The 15,332-nt window shown below is 25.2% G+C and carries 25 protein-coding genes and 2 pseudogenes; 19 read left to right on the forward strand and 8 right to left on the reverse strand.

What is annotated here, in order from left to right:
• The first annotated feature begins 24 nt into the window (after nucleotides 1-24).
• Both ACFEL5_RS07210 and ACFEL5_RS07215 read left to right on the forward strand, forming a co-directional pair.
• The gene (locus ACFEL5_RS07210; protein WP_375315019.1) at nucleotides 25-417 is read left to right on the forward strand and encodes a transposase family protein; all 393 of its coding nucleotides are present in this window, start codon (nucleotides 25-27) and stop codon (nucleotides 415-417) included.
• A gap of 59 nt (nucleotides 418-476) precedes the next feature.
• Complete coding sequence (locus tag ACFEL5_RS07215) at nucleotides 477-656, forward strand: hypothetical protein (protein WP_375315775.1); 180 nt, start codon at nucleotides 477-479, stop codon at nucleotides 654-656.
• Here ACFEL5_RS07215 and ACFEL5_RS07220 read toward each other — a convergent pair.
• From ACFEL5_RS07220 to ACFEL5_RS07235, 4 genes and pseudogenes are all read right to left on the reverse strand, one after another.
• A pseudogene (locus ACFEL5_RS07220) lies at nucleotides 653-859 on the reverse strand (transposase family protein); the annotation flags it as partial. The gene ACFEL5_RS07215 and the pseudogene ACFEL5_RS07220 overlap by 4 nt on opposite strands.
• Before the next feature lie 147 nt (nucleotides 860-1,006).
• Nucleotides 1,007-1,636, reverse strand: a complete 630-nt coding sequence (locus ACFEL5_RS07225) for a hypothetical protein (RefSeq protein ID WP_375315341.1) — start codon at nucleotides 1,634-1,636, stop codon at nucleotides 1,007-1,009.
• Between the two features lie 24 nt (nucleotides 1,637-1,660).
• Nucleotides 1,661-1,906, reverse strand: a complete 246-nt coding sequence (locus ACFEL5_RS07230; RefSeq protein WP_338968042.1) for a hypothetical protein — start codon at nucleotides 1,904-1,906, stop codon at nucleotides 1,661-1,663.
• 9 nt (nucleotides 1,907-1,915) lie between these two features.
• Nucleotides 1,916-2,242, reverse strand: a complete 327-nt coding sequence (locus ACFEL5_RS07235) for a hypothetical protein (protein ID WP_375315113.1) — start codon at nucleotides 2,240-2,242, stop codon at nucleotides 1,916-1,918.
• Between the two features lie 157 nt (nucleotides 2,243-2,399).
• Between ACFEL5_RS07235 and ACFEL5_RS07240 the strand changes: the two genes are divergently transcribed.
• Nucleotides 2,400-3,344, forward strand: coding sequence for an IS30 family transposase (locus ACFEL5_RS07240; protein ID WP_338966716.1), 945 nt, complete (start codon nucleotides 2,400-2,402; stop codon nucleotides 3,342-3,344).
• Here ACFEL5_RS07240 and ACFEL5_RS07245 read toward each other — a convergent pair.
• The 3 genes from ACFEL5_RS07245 to def all read right to left on the reverse strand — a co-directional run bounded on the left by ACFEL5_RS07245 (nucleotide 3,328) and on the right by def (nucleotide 5,400).
• Nucleotides 3,328-3,897 carry a hypothetical protein gene (locus ACFEL5_RS07245; protein WP_375315112.1) on the reverse strand — a complete coding sequence of 190 codons (570 nt, stop codon included), beginning with the start codon at nucleotides 3,895-3,897 and terminating at the stop codon, nucleotides 3,328-3,330. The two genes, ACFEL5_RS07240 and ACFEL5_RS07245, sit on opposite strands and share 17 nt — an antisense overlap.
• A 234-nt stretch (nucleotides 3,898-4,131) precedes the next feature.
• On the reverse strand, nucleotides 4,132-4,554 hold the full coding sequence (locus ACFEL5_RS07250) for a hypothetical protein (RefSeq protein WP_375315342.1): 423 nt from the start codon (nucleotides 4,552-4,554) through the stop codon (nucleotides 4,132-4,134).
• Nucleotides 4,555-4,833: 279 nt separating this feature from the next.
• Nucleotides 4,834-5,400, reverse strand: coding sequence for a peptide deformylase (def, locus tag ACFEL5_RS07255; RefSeq protein WP_375315343.1), 567 nt, complete (start codon nucleotides 5,398-5,400; stop codon nucleotides 4,834-4,836).
• Nucleotides 5,401-5,482: 82 nt separating this feature from the next.
• Between def and rsmD the strand changes: the two are divergent.
• From rsmD to ACFEL5_RS07290, 7 genes and pseudogenes are all read left to right on the forward strand, one after another.
• Nucleotides 5,483-6,051, forward strand: a pseudogene (gene rsmD, locus ACFEL5_RS07260) (16S rRNA (guanine(966)-N(2))-methyltransferase RsmD).
• 21 nt (nucleotides 6,052-6,072) lie between these two features.
• Complete coding sequence (gmk, locus tag ACFEL5_RS07265) at nucleotides 6,073-6,642, forward strand: guanylate kinase (RefSeq protein ID WP_338967345.1); 570 nt, start codon at nucleotides 6,073-6,075, stop codon at nucleotides 6,640-6,642.
• Between the two features lie 86 nt (nucleotides 6,643-6,728).
• Nucleotides 6,729-7,460: a protein phosphatase 2C domain-containing protein gene (locus ACFEL5_RS07270; protein WP_375315344.1), complete on the forward strand. Its 732-nt coding sequence runs from the start codon at nucleotides 6,729-6,731 to the stop codon at nucleotides 7,458-7,460.
• A 13-nt stretch (nucleotides 7,461-7,473) separates the two neighbouring features.
• Nucleotides 7,474-8,502 (forward strand): protein kinase domain-containing protein, encoded by a 1,029-nt coding sequence (locus ACFEL5_RS07275; RefSeq protein WP_338967341.1) that lies wholly within the window; start codon nucleotides 7,474-7,476, stop codon nucleotides 8,500-8,502.
• Entirely contained in the window at nucleotides 8,490-9,377 is an 888-nt protein-coding gene (gene rsgA, locus ACFEL5_RS07280) for a ribosome small subunit-dependent GTPase A (protein WP_375315345.1), read from the forward strand. The genes ACFEL5_RS07275 and rsgA overlap by 13 nt, the downstream gene beginning before the upstream one ends.
• 3 nt (nucleotides 9,378-9,380) lie before the next feature.
• Nucleotides 9,381-10,049, forward strand: coding sequence for a ribulose-phosphate 3-epimerase (rpe, locus tag ACFEL5_RS07285; protein WP_338967337.1), 669 nt, complete (start codon nucleotides 9,381-9,383; stop codon nucleotides 10,047-10,049).
• On the forward strand, nucleotides 10,042-10,686 hold the full coding sequence (locus ACFEL5_RS07290; protein WP_375315346.1) for a hypothetical protein: 645 nt from the start codon (nucleotides 10,042-10,044) through the stop codon (nucleotides 10,684-10,686). The genes rpe and ACFEL5_RS07290 overlap by 8 nt, the downstream gene beginning before the upstream one ends.
• Before the next feature lie 29 nt (nucleotides 10,687-10,715).
• Here ACFEL5_RS07290 and rpmB read toward each other — a convergent pair whose 3' ends face one another.
• A complete protein-coding gene (gene rpmB / locus ACFEL5_RS07295) occupies nucleotides 10,716-10,904 on the reverse strand; it encodes a 50S ribosomal protein L28 (RefSeq protein ID WP_338967333.1) in 189 nt (62 codons plus the stop codon).
• 581 nt (nucleotides 10,905-11,485) lie between these two features.
• On the opposite strand from rpmB, the gene ACFEL5_RS07300 reads away from it, so the two are divergent.
• From ACFEL5_RS07300 to ACFEL5_RS07340, 9 genes are all read left to right on the forward strand, one after another.
• The gene (locus ACFEL5_RS07300) at nucleotides 11,486-11,812 is read left to right on the forward strand and encodes a hypothetical protein (protein ID WP_342263031.1); all 327 of its coding nucleotides are present in this window, start codon (nucleotides 11,486-11,488) and stop codon (nucleotides 11,810-11,812) included.
• A 2-nt stretch (nucleotides 11,813-11,814) separates the two neighbouring features.
• Complete coding sequence (locus ACFEL5_RS07305) at nucleotides 11,815-12,036, forward strand: hypothetical protein (RefSeq protein WP_375315048.1); 222 nt, start codon at nucleotides 11,815-11,817, stop codon at nucleotides 12,034-12,036.
• 17 nt (nucleotides 12,037-12,053) lie between these two features.
• Nucleotides 12,054-12,197 (forward strand): hypothetical protein, encoded by a 144-nt coding sequence (locus tag ACFEL5_RS07310; RefSeq protein ID WP_375315047.1) that lies wholly within the window; start codon nucleotides 12,054-12,056, stop codon nucleotides 12,195-12,197.
• 4 nt (nucleotides 12,198-12,201) lie between these two features.
• Nucleotides 12,202-12,432 (forward strand): hypothetical protein, encoded by a 231-nt coding sequence (locus ACFEL5_RS07315; RefSeq protein WP_375315046.1) that lies wholly within the window; start codon nucleotides 12,202-12,204, stop codon nucleotides 12,430-12,432.
• A gap of 11 nt (nucleotides 12,433-12,443) precedes the next feature.
• Entirely contained in the window at nucleotides 12,444-12,578 is a 135-nt protein-coding gene (locus ACFEL5_RS07320) for a hypothetical protein (protein ID WP_338968593.1), read from the forward strand.
• Nucleotides 12,579-12,597: 19 nt separating this feature from the next.
• Complete coding sequence (locus ACFEL5_RS07325; RefSeq protein ID WP_338967559.1) at nucleotides 12,598-12,840, forward strand: hypothetical protein; 243 nt, start codon at nucleotides 12,598-12,600, stop codon at nucleotides 12,838-12,840.
• 491 nt (nucleotides 12,841-13,331) lie between these two features.
• Entirely contained in the window at nucleotides 13,332-13,574 is a 243-nt protein-coding gene (locus ACFEL5_RS07330; RefSeq protein WP_375315104.1) for a helix-turn-helix domain-containing protein, read from the forward strand.
• A gap of 80 nt (nucleotides 13,575-13,654) precedes the next feature.
• The gene (locus ACFEL5_RS07335) at nucleotides 13,655-14,599 is read left to right on the forward strand and encodes an IS30 family transposase (protein WP_338966716.1); all 945 of its coding nucleotides are present in this window, start codon (nucleotides 13,655-13,657) and stop codon (nucleotides 14,597-14,599) included.
• Nucleotides 14,600-15,262, forward strand: a complete 663-nt coding sequence (locus ACFEL5_RS07340) for a hypothetical protein (protein WP_375315347.1) — start codon at nucleotides 14,600-14,602, stop codon at nucleotides 15,260-15,262. It abuts the gene before it with no gap.
• Nucleotides 15,263-15,332 lie beyond the last annotated feature (70 nt).

The raw sequence follows: 15,332 nt of genomic DNA on the forward strand, positions 1-15,332 counted from the left end.
TATTATTTACTAGGTGAAGTACAAATGTTAGATAAATACAAAGACGAAAATGAATTTTATAGTCTAATAGGCATAAAATATAAAACTTTCATGAAAATGGTAGAAATTTTAAAAGAAGCTAAAGCTAAACAAAAACAAATTGGTGGTAGACCAAATAAATTATCAATAGAGCAAAGATTACTTATGACTTTAGAATACTGAAAAGAATATAGTACATATCGTATTATTGCAAAAAAATATAATATTAGTCATGTTAGTTGTATTCGTAATATCTTTTGAGTTGAAAATACTCTAATAAAAAATAGTCACTTTCATATACCTGGCAAAAAGATATTATTGGAACATAAAGTTACTAATAATAATTTATTAGCAATTGATGCTACAGAAATTCCAATTGAAAGAATTAAAAAAAACTAAAATTATTATTTTCTGGTAAGAAAAGGCAACATTCATTAAAATCGCAAATAATTATTGATTTATTTAACAATAAAATTATTTCAGTAGATTTTTGTTATGGCAGTATTCATGATTATAAGTTATTTTTAAAATCAAATACACTTATAAATCCAAAATTAGAATTAATTGCCGATTCAGGCTATCAAGGTTTGCAAAATGTTCATAAAAATACATTAGACTTGGTACATAACTATAACTAGCTTAATTCAAAATTATATATTCCTGAAATTAAGTTAAATCGTAATCCAAATCTTCTAATCTTATTGCGATAACGATAAACTAGTATTTTAAATCTTTTTAATCTAGCAAAAACATGTTCAATGGCAATTCTAACTTTACTTAAAAAGCTATTATATTCCTTTTTATCTGGATTTAAGGGATTATTTTTACTCTTTTTAATTGGCAATAATAGACTTGGTACATAACCTTTAATTTTATCTACTATTTTGATAATTATTTTTTAGATGAAATACAAATGTTAGATAAATACAAAGATAAAAATGAATTTTATAGTTTAGTCGGCATAAAATGTTATAGTTATGTACCAAGTCTAATATAAATAACTATAATTAAATTTATCAAAATCTCGCCGTTGTATCATTAAATAATCTAACTTATCTTGAAACTGAGTATATTGATATTCACCATCATTTTTAGTTATTTTCGTAGGCAGCGGTTGTTCGTTATCTTTTTCTGGCAAAGGGGGCATTTCGGCAGAAAATAAAACTATACGATAAAGACTTGAAACTTTTTCAAATGAAATTTTAACATTAACAATTTCTTCGAGTCAATAACTATCAACATCATAAGTAAAATTATAAATACGATAACCATTTATTTTTTTATAAACACCATTTTTGTTATAAAGATTAGTAAATTCTGAACTAGCTAAATAAAATTGTTTTTGTGGTAATAGAAAATTAGGTAATAAAATATCACTTTTAGTAAAATCAATCATAACACTTTTTACATTAGGGATTATAATTAAACCACTATTCTTAATACTGGAAAACTCTAATTCACAACTATCTTCACATTGACTAGGATTTGTTGCTCGTTTTTCTCGTTTCATAAAAAATTGTTCCATATTAGGTTTTTGTGGTTGTTTTCTATCAAAGAAGGCACCCAGAGGGACTAAACCAATAAAAGCGATAACTAACCACGATATAAATTTATACATATTTATTTATCCTTTCTTCTGTGTTTAACTTCTTAAAATAAAGTATATTGTTGATAAAATGCAAATCGTTCCTAAAATTTGGAAAATCGGATGTTGGGAAAATAACCTTATCATTGGTTTAAACAAATCTAAAATTTTAATATTATTTGATAAAACTTTATTAAAATATTCTAAACCCTCACGCACATAGGCTCACAAACCTAAAAAGTCATTTAAAGCAAAAATAGAAAAAACAGCAACAAGAATAAATAATATTATTAATTTAAACATTTTAAATACCTACCTTTTTATTCGCCGCCCATGTTGATTAACTCACGGTCTGTTTTTAGGACTATTACCACTAAATTTCTTAATCGGACCACTAGATGATTTTTTCTTAGCTCCTCAATTAGCAACTGATTTTTGATATTTTTTACGATAACCAACTTTTGGTCGTTCGATATGAATACCTAAAATGCCACCAATTACAAGATTTATCACAAGCATAATTAGCGGAAAAATAATAATGCGAATATCTGTTCCAGGAATGGTTAAAGTTCAAATTAAATCAAAAACTTTATAAAACATATCGCCAATTAAACTAGCCATTTTTTCTAAGTTTTCCATTTTTTAAACTCCTTTACTTGTTTTTCTTCTTCAGATTATTTTTTAACTTGCTGAATTATACTTGTAAGTGCAAGTAAATAAAATTGCAAAAGATTTCATATAAAAATTTCATGATGCTAAGTTTATTTTAGAAAAAGTAAATTTAAGGAGTTTTTATATGGGATACAAACATCTTGGCATAGATGAAAGAATTTATATTGAGAATCAATTGAAATTTAAAGTAAAAATTAGTGAAATAGCTAAAAATCTTAATCGAAGTATTAGTACTATTAATCGAGAAGTTAATAGAAATAAAGATAATAATCATTATTTTTCATTAATTGCACAAAATAAAGCAGAAAATAGAAAACAATTACATGTTTATTTTCATAAATTTAAAAATAGAGAATTAGTAAAATATGTACAACAAAAATTATTATTAGGTTGATCGCCTGAACAAATTTATGGCAGAATTAAAAATTTTCATCAAGAATGAATTATTAGTTTTAAAACAATTTACAATTGAATTTATTCTGGATTACTTGAAAAGGTTACTAGTAAAAATTTAAGAAGAAAAGGTAAGAAACGAAAATCTCAAGAAAATCGGGGTAAATTTAATGGTAAATCCATTAAAGAACGAAATGTTAATAATCGCATAACTCTTGGCCATTGAGAAGGTGATACTGTAGTATCATCACGAGGTAAAAGTAAATCATGTTTAATAACTTTAGTTGAAAGAACATCAAGATTTACTTTAGCAATATTAGTTGAAAATAGAACTACTAAAGTTATTAACAAAAATATTAGTCATTATTTATCAATTCTTCCAAATAATCTTGTTAAGACTATAACATTTGATAGGGGTAAAGAATTTGCTAATTGACAACAACTTGAAAAAAATTTAAATGTGAAAATTTATTTTGCTGATGCATATTCACCTTGACAAAGAGGTACTAATGAAAATACTAATGGTTTAATTAGAGAAAAATTTCCTAAAAAATTTAATTTTTCAAACACTACTAAAAATGCAGTTCATAAATTTATATTGTCTTTAAACCAAAGACCAAGAAAAATACTAAATTATCTTTCGCCAATCGAATATTTGGTTAGAAAAATAATTTAGTTGCACTTAACTTTACAATTTGGCACTTAGTAAGTATCTTACTAAATTTTTCCATTTTTAAATATTCTAATGCTTCAATATCCATCACATTATCATTTCAAAATTTATGTTGATAATTATCATTCAAAGCACGATTACTTAATTCACGCAAGAATGATAAATATTTATTATCATAAAGGTTTAAAATTGACATCGGAATTTTCAATTTAAAGAAATAAATGTCTAATTCCGGAATGCTACGGTACTTGATTTTGCGACCTTTTTTATCATTTTTAGCATTAATCAGAGTTAATCGTCATTGTTCGTATTCGCTTACCGATTTAAAAGTGCCGTAAATAACTTGTAAATAGGGTCGGAAAATACTAACTGGTTTTTTTCTAATACCAACAATTATTGAATTCGCAATATCGCGAACTTTAACTCATATATGTTCAGCTCGTTGTCCGCTTGCTAATACGATATGGGTAAATTGTCGAGCCGAAGCAAAATATTCTTGGGCGCATAAAGTTTTGTTAGGTGGGTAAAGATTTGAATAATTTTGAAAGAAAAGCAACTAAAAATTTATTACCTTTTTACTTGAAAAATAATTAATAAAACAAAATATTTAATATTAACAAACATATTCTTAATAAAAGGTTATAAAAACTAAGTAAAATGCTTATAAAAACAACATTAAAATAATTTTTTACAACAAAAATCATACATAAGAAATATATACTTAATTTGCATATTGAAATAATTTATAGTAAATGACTATTTTTTCTTTTTTAAAAAATACCTAAGAAAACTAAACGCGACCATATTCTTGTAAACCTTGAGTTACTCTATCATTTTCTTTATAATCAGTTCCTTCTAAAAATAAGTTAGTTTCATCTCATAACAGTAAATGTTTTTCATCTAAAATTGGATAATTATAATCTAAAAGTGACATATGCCCTAATGAAAGCATTTGTTTATCTGTAATTGGAAAAGTAGAAATCGTTTTTCAACCACTTAATAAGTAAGAAGCTAAAACCATTAAAGCGGTTTTTCCAGTTCCTAAAGCACCAATTACTAAATTTAAAGGTGAATTTAATAAGAAATTAATAAAACTTCGACGAGCAAAGAAATGAGAAATTTTAGTATATAAAATATACAAAGCAATTAATAAATAAATAATATCAAATAACATTCGTCAACTTTGGGGATTATAATAATAGACTTGGTACATAACTATAACATTTTATGCCGACTAAACTATAAAATTCATTTTTATCTTTGTATTTATCTAACATTTGTATTTCATCTAAAAAATAATTATCAAAATAGTAGATAAAATTAAAGGTTATGTACCAAGTCTAATGTTGTTTTTATAAGCATTTTACTTAGTTTTTATAACCTTTTATTAAGAATATGTTTGTTAATATTAAATATTTTGTTTTATTAATTATTTTTCAAGTAAAAAGGTAATAAATTTTTAGTTGCTTTTCTTTCAAAATTATTCAAATCTTTACCCACCTAACAAAACTTTATGCGCCCTTTTATCAATTAGGTCATAGTATAAAATACCTTCTAAATGTTTTTGTTCGTGTTGAAAAACAATTGCTTCATAGCCACGAGCAGCAATCGTAACATTTTTTTTCTTTAAATAATCATAACCAGTAACAATAACTTTAAAATAACGCGGAACAAACCCTTCATGATGATTATCAACGCTTAAACAACCTTCGCCACTTTTTAAAGCAATAATTTGTTCACTATGAGCTGTAATTTTAGAATTAATTAAGGCATGTTGAATGATAGTTTTTTGATTATTTTTATCAATTTGTTCAATATGAATGTAATACATTTGCTTATTACAACCAATTTGCGGGGCTGCTAATCCCACAGCAGGAATTAGTTTTAGTGATGCGTTTAATGTTTCATTTTGGGAAGTAATAACAAAATCAATTAGTTTTTGCATTATTAATTCATCATTTTTTGATATTGGAAATAATACAGGTTGACATTTTTCGCGTAATTTAATGTTATTATCTTTAACTAATCATTCATTGCTAGGATTGTTGTCTTGGTACATAATTTACTCCTTATTTTGCTTATTTTTATAGATTATAGCATAAGTTTTTAGTATAATTAATATATTATTTATAGGTGAGAAAATGAAAATTATTGCAGGAAAATATTATAAAAAAAATCTTATTAGTCAACAAAGTACAACAACAAGACCAATTTTAAGTAGAGTTAGAGAGAATCTTTTTAATGTTTTAAATAATTATTTTTATTATGAAAATAAAGTGGCATTAGATCTTTTTGCTGGTAGTGGCAGTATTGGTCTTGAAGCATTATCAAGAAACATTAGTTATTGTTATTTTAATGATTATGATTCGCAAGCATTAGAATATTTAAAAAAAATATTGTTAATTTAAAAGTTGCCGATCATAATTATATGATTACTAACTTATCATATTTGTTATGTTTAAAGTTTTTAGTTAATAATAATATTAAAATTGATTTAGTTTTTATTAATCCACCGTATAAAGAAATTAGTTATTATTATGAAACAATAGAATATTTATTGGCACAAAATATTGTTAATAACTATGGTATTATTATCCTTGAATCTAATATTGCATTAGATATTAATTATGAGCATTTAGAATTATTAACAATGAAGAAATATGGTAAAATATTCTTATATTTTTATCGCTACACTATGGAACGGAAGTAATATCTTAAAATGAATAAAAAAATGGGATTATTAATTATTCTTTCTGGACCTAGTGGGGTTGGTAAAGGAACAATTAGAGAAGAATTATTTAAAGACCAAAATTTAAATTTAGTTTATTCTATTTCAATGACAACAAGAAAACCAAGAAGTAATGAATTAAATGAAAAGGATTATTTTTTTGTTAATGAAAATTTTTTTCAAGAGAAAATTGCTAATAATGAGTTATTAGAATATGCTAAATTTGTTGATAATTATTATGGGACACCAGAAAAATATGTTGATAAATTATTATCACAAGGTAAAAATGTTGTTTTGGAAATTGAGGTTCAAGGAGCGTTACAAGTATTAGCAAAAAGACCAGATGCGATATCATTTTTTATTTTACCCCCTAGTTTTGAAGAATTAACTAGAAGAATTATTGCGCGTCGAAGTGAGTCGGAAGATATTGTTCAGAAACGATTATTAAAAGCTAAAAGGGAAATGAATATTACTAATAAATATAAATATGTTATTGTTAATGATAATTTACAACAAACTGTTTCAGAAATTAGAACTATTATTATGAATGAAATTAATGCTAATAAAAATTAAAAATCTAAGGAAAAATCCTTCCTTAGATTTTTTCTTACTAATTTACGATATAATTATCTTATTAGGAAAATAAAGGATGACTTGATATGAAAGTTAGTTTCCATTTTAATAGTGATATTGGTCAGTTTCGTGCTAATAATCAAGATGCAGTTCAATTTGTAAAAAATGAATATGGGCAATATTTTGGTATTGTTTGTGATGGTTTAGGAGGACATAATGGTGGTGAAACTGCTAGTTGAATGGCTGTTAATTTATATGTTAGCTTATTTGTTAAAACTGACTTTAGTAATTTTGGTGATTATGAAATTAATAACTGACTTCGGCAGGCGACAATATTTGTGCAAGAATCAATGGTTAATTATGTTAAGGAATATCCGCAGTTAACTGATATGGGAACTACTGTTTCTTTAATATTAATAACTAATAACAAAGCTTATTTATTAAATATTGGTGATTCGCGAATTTATGAGTTTTATCAACAAAATTTTCAGCAATTAACAACTGATCATAATGTTCTTAATATGTTACATAATAATAAAACTAATGCTAATATTGAAAAAACATTGTGAAAGGCATTAACTAGTGCTTTAGGACCAAATAAAAAATTGCAAATTGATACTTTCTTAGTTAGCAATATTAAAGGTATAACTTTTATGTTAACTACTGATGGATTGCATGATTATTTAGAAAATTATGAAATGATTGATATTTTACAGAGTAATAATAAGTTGTCACAAAAAGCTAAGAGTCTAGTTGATTTGGCATTAGATAATGTTTCAACTGATAATTTAACAATTCTCATTGTTGAGATTAAGTAAGGAGTTATGACGGATGCAAATAGAAAATGGTATTATTTTACAACAACGATATCAAATAATTAATAAAATTGCTAGTGGCGGGATGGCAGATGTTTATCGGGCTAATGATAGTTTTTTAAATCGGATTGTAGCGATTAAGATTTTAAATCAACAAGCAGCTAATAATTCACAAGTTTTAAAGAAATTTTATAAAGAAGTGGAAGCAACAACGAGAATTCGTCATGATAATGTTGTGGAAGTTTATGATGTTTTTGAGCAAGATAACCGCTGATGTATTGTTTTAGAATTAGTTGAAGGTTATACATTAAAAGATCGATTATTACGAACTGGACCATTATCAATTAAAGAATGTTTACAGATTTTTCAAAGCATTTTAGATGGTGTCACTGTTGCCCATCAAGGAAATATTGTTCATCGTGATTTAAAACCAGAAAATATTTTAATATCTTTTGATGGTAAGATTAAAGTATCTGATTTTGGAATTGCAATTATTACTGATGATGATAAGACAACAACAAGTAAAATTGTAGGAACAGCAAAATATATATCGCCAGAAACTGTCCAGTCATTACAAATTGATCATCGTAGTGATATTTACTCATTAGGAATTGTGTTATTTGAATTGTTAACTGGTTCTTGTCCTTTTAATGGTCAAAATCCAACATTAGTAGCGGTAAAGCAAGTTAGAGAACCGTTGCCAAGTGCAAGAGGGATTAATCCAAATATTTCACAAGCATTGGAAAACATTATTATTAAATCAACGGCTAAAAATTGTGAGGAAAGATATCAAAGTATTAAGGCGTTAAGTCAAGATATTAAAGCATTACAAGCTATTAGTAATGCTAAAATAAAACCTTTAAAATTGAAAAATTGCATTGTTTTAACACGCGATAACCGAAAGCAAAAGATATTTATTAAAAATCGTGAGCAATTAATGTCATATTTTTTAACTCCTAAGTTTCTAATGATGATTGCTATTATTACTAGTTTTATTTTTCTTGTTTTCTTATTATTGGTATTTTATAGTATATGATTGGTTTAGTCATTCGTGTTATTAGTGAGTTTTGTAATGTTATTATCAATAATGAAATTTATCATTGTCAAACAAGAGGAGCTTTAAGATTATCTAATCAAAGAATTCTTGTTGGTGATGTTGTAACTATTGAAGTTATTAATGAACAAGAAAAGCAAGCAACAATTATTGAAATTCACCCCCGAAAAAATCAATTAATGCGACCAGCAGTAAGCAACATTGATCAAGTTATTATTGTTAGTGCTTTAAAACAACCTAATTTTAGTAGTTTTTTACTTAATAAGTACTTAATATGAGTTGAAGCTCACAGTTTGGCAGTAGTTTTAGTTTTTACTAAAGCCGACTTGTTATTGTCTGGTGATAAGGTTTATGATTATATTTCTAGTTATAAAAAATTAGGTTATGAATGTTTAACTTTATCGATTAGTCAGTCAAGTAATCAATGAGAAAAGTTAAAGGAAGTTACAACTGATAAGATTTCAATTTTAAGTGGTCAAACTGGGGCTGGGAAGTCTTCAATTTTAAATATGTTAGATCCACAACTTAAAATTAGAACGCAAGAAATATCTAAGGCTTTAAATCGTGGTAAACATACGACAACACATAATGAATTAATAATTATGGCAAATAATATTAGAATTATTGATTCACCAGGATTTTCATCATTTTCGTTGAATGATATATCATTATCAGAAATAGCGAGTTCATTCCGGTTCTTTAAAAAATTTCTTGTTAATTGTCATTATCGGCAATGCCGACATTGAAAAGAACCAAAATGTGGTGTTAAACAAGCATTAATTAATAAAGATATTCCTCAATTTATTTATGATGATTATATTAAAGTTTTAGAACAAAAACAATTACAAGAAAAAGGAAGGTACTAAATAATGAAAAAACTTATTATTGCTGCTAGTATTTTAGATGCTAATTATTTGTGTTTAAAAAAGCAATTACAACAGTTGCAAGAAGCAAATATTGATTGAATCCATTATGATGTTATGGATGGTAATTTTGTTAATAATTTAAGTTTTGGAGCTAAAATATTACAAGATATTACTAAATATTTTGATATTTTTATTGATTGTCATTTGATGGTAAAAGTTAATTGTAATATGGCAAGATATTTAATGCCATATATTGAAGCTAAAGCTAGTAGTATTACGATGCATTATGAAGCATTAACACCAGAGCAAATAAAAGAATTCATTAGTTTTTGTCAAGATAATAAAATTAAAAAGGCTTTAGCTTTAAATCCAACAACACCAATTGAAGTATTAGAACCATATTTAGAACAATTAGATGCCGTTCTTTTAATGAGTGTGGTTCCTGGTAAGGGCGGACAAAAATTTATAATGGCATCGTTAGATAAGATTAAAAATTTAAAAACCAAAATTGTTATTAATAACTATCATTGTTTAATTCAAGTTGATGGTGGTATTAATAATGATATTGCTAAATTATGTCAAAAGCAAGGGGCTGATGTTGTTGTTGTTGGTAGTTATTTAATGCAACATTTACATATGAAACAGGCAGTTAAGGAATTAAAAAATGATTAAGCAAAATTGTTTTGTTATTGTTTGTCAAAATATTAATATTGATTTATCAAAGTGAAAAGATTGTCAATTTATTGCTGTTGAACAAGGAGCCATAAAGCTAATTAATGAAAATTATCCGATTGTTTTAGTTTGTGCTGATTTTGACCACACTAGTAAGGAACAGTTAGAAATAATAAAAAAGCATGTTAAAAATATTGAAATATTACCACAAGATAAAGATATTTTAGATAGCGAATATGCTATTAAAAAAGCGATTGCAATGCAGGCTACTAGTATTAAACTAATAGTTAGTGGGCATCGTTGAGGAATGATTTATGGTTTGATTAACTTATTAATTAAGTATCATGATTATAATTTAGAAATATATAATGAAACGAATATTTTAAAATTTATTAATACCCTCACATTTTTTTTAAAAACTGAATATCTTGAATATCGTTATTTTGATTTTTTACCGTTGATGGATACTAAATTAAATTTAAAAGGTTTTAAATATCCTTTAAATGAAAATTATGAATTAAAACCATATGATAATTATTTTATTAGTAATGAATTAGAAGCTCTTAGAGGGGAAATTAATATTAAACAAGGTTGTGGTATTTTAACAATTAGTAAAGAATATGAAAAAAATGACTAATATTATTTAGTCATTTTTTTTATGTAGTATTAAATTCCTTTGCGTTTTAATGTTCTTAAAGCACGAGTTGACATTTTAACTTTTTTTACTTGGCCATCAATTTCCACTTTTACAGTTTGTAAATTAACATTTCATTTTCTTCTTGATGCATTCATGGCATGAGAACGCTTATTACCAGACAGAACACTTTTACCAGTTATTTCACATTTTCTTGACATTTTAGTTCTCCTTTATAAAATCAATATCACAACAATAATAATATCATACTTATTGAGCTTTTCAACAATTAAAAGGACGCATAAAGTTTTGTTAGGTAGGAAAAGATTTGAATAAGTATTAAGACAGTCAGCAATGATTGTCTTTTTATTTTATAAGATGTTAAAAATTTGTTCTTTGAAAATTAAATACAAGTGAATTAATAATGTTGGTATGTATTAAAACACGATAAATTGTGGGTGGTCGCCATAACCAAAAGAAGTTTACCAGTTAATAGATAACATCCTATTAGCTATAGCAATTTGTTTCGTTTTGCAATAAAAAAATGAATGGGTGGATTTCCTAAAAATATACACGCTATTAAATTAGTTCCAAGGGTAGGATGCGGATATTAAAGTGTAGAAATTTCTATATAGGGATATACTAAGTTTAAAATTATTAAAATCTTTATCTAATTAAAAAAACAAAATTTACTAACAAAGCTTGTTAAACACTTAAATCTGCGATATATAAGTGTTTAAAAAACTAAGTTAACTAACTTAGTTAATATAACTTAGTTTATTCATAAGAAAGGTAATTTATTATGAAAAACATTGAAAACATTTTCTTAAATACTAAAAAATATCTTTTAAAAGAAACACAAAACGCAATTCTTATTAAAGCACCAGAAATTCCGTGATTTAATGGACAAATCGGTATTTGGTTTCCAAAGCGATTTGTTTATAAAGGAAAATACGAAAATTCAATTTGCATTGGAATAATAAAAGATAGTAAATATCAAGTAATTTCAATTAATCAAAAAGAAAAAGAAACCAAATTAATTAAGGGACAAGAATTATTAGGTTTTTTCATTGCCGAAAAAGCAAACAACAAAAAAGATATAAATTATAACTATTTTAAAGGAGTTTAAAAATGAATATTGCGATTGGAATAATATTTATTATCATTTGCATAATGCTATTGGCATATTTTGCTTATAAAATTTATGCCAAAATAAAAATTAGAATTAAATATAAAAATTCCATTAAAAATAATACTGGTAATTTCACAAAAGACGAAAAAGTGTTTATTGCTCGCTTTGAAGAATGAGTTAAAGCCCCTAATTCAAAAGAAAATAACGCGGATAAAAAATAATGTTTTGAGAAATTATTATGGAGTTCTTAAAACTGTTTGTTCCAATAGAAAAAATGCCTGCACAAGTTGCGTTTATTGCCGGATTAATTATTATCATTACTTTTCTTTTCGCCTTAATTTCAATTATGTATTTACCAATAAAAATGATTTTTGGGAGATAAAAAAATGACAGTAAATTTAAAAGAATTTAATTGAGAACAAATTAAACAAACTTTCTGAGATTTATTTATTCAAATTACAACTATTCCGGCTCATATTACTGGTGGTAAAGAAATTAATTTAACTGAAGAACCACTTTGACTTTTAACAACCAACATCGCTTTTTGATTACTAACAGCGATTATAGTCTGATTTATTCTAATGCTACTTTGGAAAACCATGTCAGTATTTAGATAGAGACAAAAGTAATGTCAAGAAGCTACATTGTGATGCATTCACAAAGAAATTCAAAATTAATTAGAAAAAAATACAATCGTGTTAAGGTTAATCGTGGTTTTAACAAATTTAAGAAAAACTTTGAATATAAATGATGAATGTTTTAAAAAGAAAGGGGGTGATTATATGATTGGAACTTTCTTAACAGAAGCACCAGCAGTAACAAAGATAACAGCTAGTGACGCGATGACTAAATTATGGAATGCGATTATAACAGCGTTTACTAAAATGTGGGAAATTATTGCTGTTAATATGCCACAAGTCGGTAATTTCTTTGCTGACTACTGAATATTCATTTTTCCATTTATTTTGGCAATATTCTTTATTTGCTTTAAAATGTTTGAAAAATTACTTGGAGCAGTACGCTAACAAAAAAATAAAGTGAGGTGCAAGATGAAATTTTGCAAATAGACTTGGTACATAACCTTTAATTTTATCTACTATTTTGATAATTATTTTTTAGATGAAATACAAATGTTAGATAAATACAAAGATAAAAATGAATTTTATAGTTTAGTCGGCATAAAATGTTATAGTTATGTACCAAGTCTAATGAATAATAGAAAAAAATAACCATTTTATTGAATTAAATCGCACCTCATTTTTAATTTTATGACATTGAGGAGCAATTTGATATATTTACAACGGTTATTTTAAAAACATTGTAAGTTATTTATTTTTAGCAGGTTGTATTTTAATTTTCCTTTTTAAAATCAGTAATTTAACACAAATTAACAAAGTTATTAATTTTTGCTGAATTATACTTGTAAGTGCAAGTAAATAAAATTGCAAAAGATTTCATATAAAAATTTCATGATGCTAAGTTTATTTTAGAAAAAGTAAATTTAAGGAGTTTTTATATGGGATACAAACATCTTGGCATAGATGAAAGAATTTATATTGAGAATCAATTGAAATTTAAAGTAAAAATTAGTGAAATAGCTAAAAATCTTAATCGAAGTATTAGTACTATTAATCGAGAAGTTAATAGAAATAAAGATAATAATCATTATTTTTCATTAATTGCACAAAATAAAGCAGAAAATAGAAAACAATTACATGTTTATTTTCATAAGCTGAATTATACTTGTAAGTGCAAGTAAATAAAATTGCAAAAGATTTCATATAAAAATTTCATGATGCTAAGTTTATTTTAGAAAAAGTAAATTTAAGGAGTTTTTATATGGGATACAAACATCTTGGCATAGATGAAAGAATTTATATTGAGAATCAATTGAAATTTAAAGTAAAAATTAGTGAAATAGCTAAAAATCTTAATCGAAGTATTAGTACTATTAATCGAGAAGTTAATAGAAATAAAGATAATAATCATTATTTTTCATTAATTGCACAAAATAAAGCAGAAAATAGAAAACAATTACATGTTTATTTTCATAAATTTAAAAATAGAGAATTAGTAAAATATGTACAACAAAAATTATTATTAGGTTGATCGCCTGAACAAATTTATGGCAGAATTAAAAATTTTCATCAAGAATGAATTATTAGTTTTAAAACAATTTACAATTGAATTTATTCTGGATTACTTGAAAAGGTTACTAGTAAAAATTTAAGAAGAAAAGGTAAGAAACGAAAATCTCAAGAAAATCGGGGTAAATTTAATGGTAAATCCATTAAAGAACGAAATGTTAATAATCGCATAACTCTTGGCCATTGAGAAGGTGATACTGTAGTATCATCACGAGGTAAAAGTAAATCATGTTTAATAACTTTAGTTGAAAGAACATCAAGATTTACTTTAGCAATATTAGTTGAAAATAGAACTACTAAAGTTATTAACAAAAATATTAGTCATTATTTATCAATTCTTCCAAATAATCTTGTTAAGACTATAACATTTGATAGGGGTAAAGAATTTGCTAATTGACAACAACTTGAAAAAAATTTAAATGTGAAAATTTATTTTGCTGATGCATATTCACCTTGACAAAGAGGTACTAATGAAAATACTAATGGTTTAATTAGAGAAAAATTTCCTAAAAAATTTAATTTTTCAAACACTACTAAAAATGCAGTTCATAAATTTATATTGTCTTTAAACCAAAGACCAAGAAAAATACTAAATTATCTTTCGCCAATCGAATATTTGGTTAGAAAAATAATTTAGTTGCACTTAACTTTACAATTTGGCTTTTATAAAAAAAATACGACTAAAATTGTTAATGTTAATAGTGAATATGATAAATATTATATTGATAAAATTGTTAATGTAAAAATTACAATTTTAAAAGCTTCAACTTTCGACAGATATGATAGGCGAGCTGGTTATATAATTACCTCATTTTCTGCCGAAATGCCATCTTTACCTGGAAAAGATAACGAGCAATCATTACCAACCGAAATAACTAAAAATGATGGCGAATATCAGTATAATCAGTTTCAAGATAAGTTAGACTATTTGATGATACAACGCCGAGATTTTGATAAATTTAATTATAGCTATTTATATTGAGTCCCAATTTTTAATTTCTTTGATGAGAATTTTAAATATATGAATGAAATATCAATTAAGTTAAATGGTTTTAAACAAAATAGTAAATTTAGTTTAAGTCGTAAAAATTCATATCCACCCGGTTTTATTGAAAAAGTTATTTTTAGAGAACTTTCCTTTTCTAGTTTTGGTGATGTTATTACTATAAAAACTGAGCATGGTAGCATTGTGGGTAATAATGAGTTTTTAGAAAATGGTAAATCAATTTTAAAATTTGGGTCAGTAACAAGTTTTGGAATAGATTTTATTAACACCTTTTTTGGACAAGTTAATTATTAGACTTGGTACATAACCTTTAATTTTATCTACTATTTTGATAATTATTTTTTAGATGAAATACAAATGTTAG

Origin of the sequence: Spiroplasma endosymbiont of Tipula paludosa (assembly GCF_964264785.1) — a bacterium.
In the GTDB taxonomy this organism is placed as follows: Bacteria; Bacillota_I; Bacilli_A; order Mycoplasmatales; family Nriv7; genus Nriv7.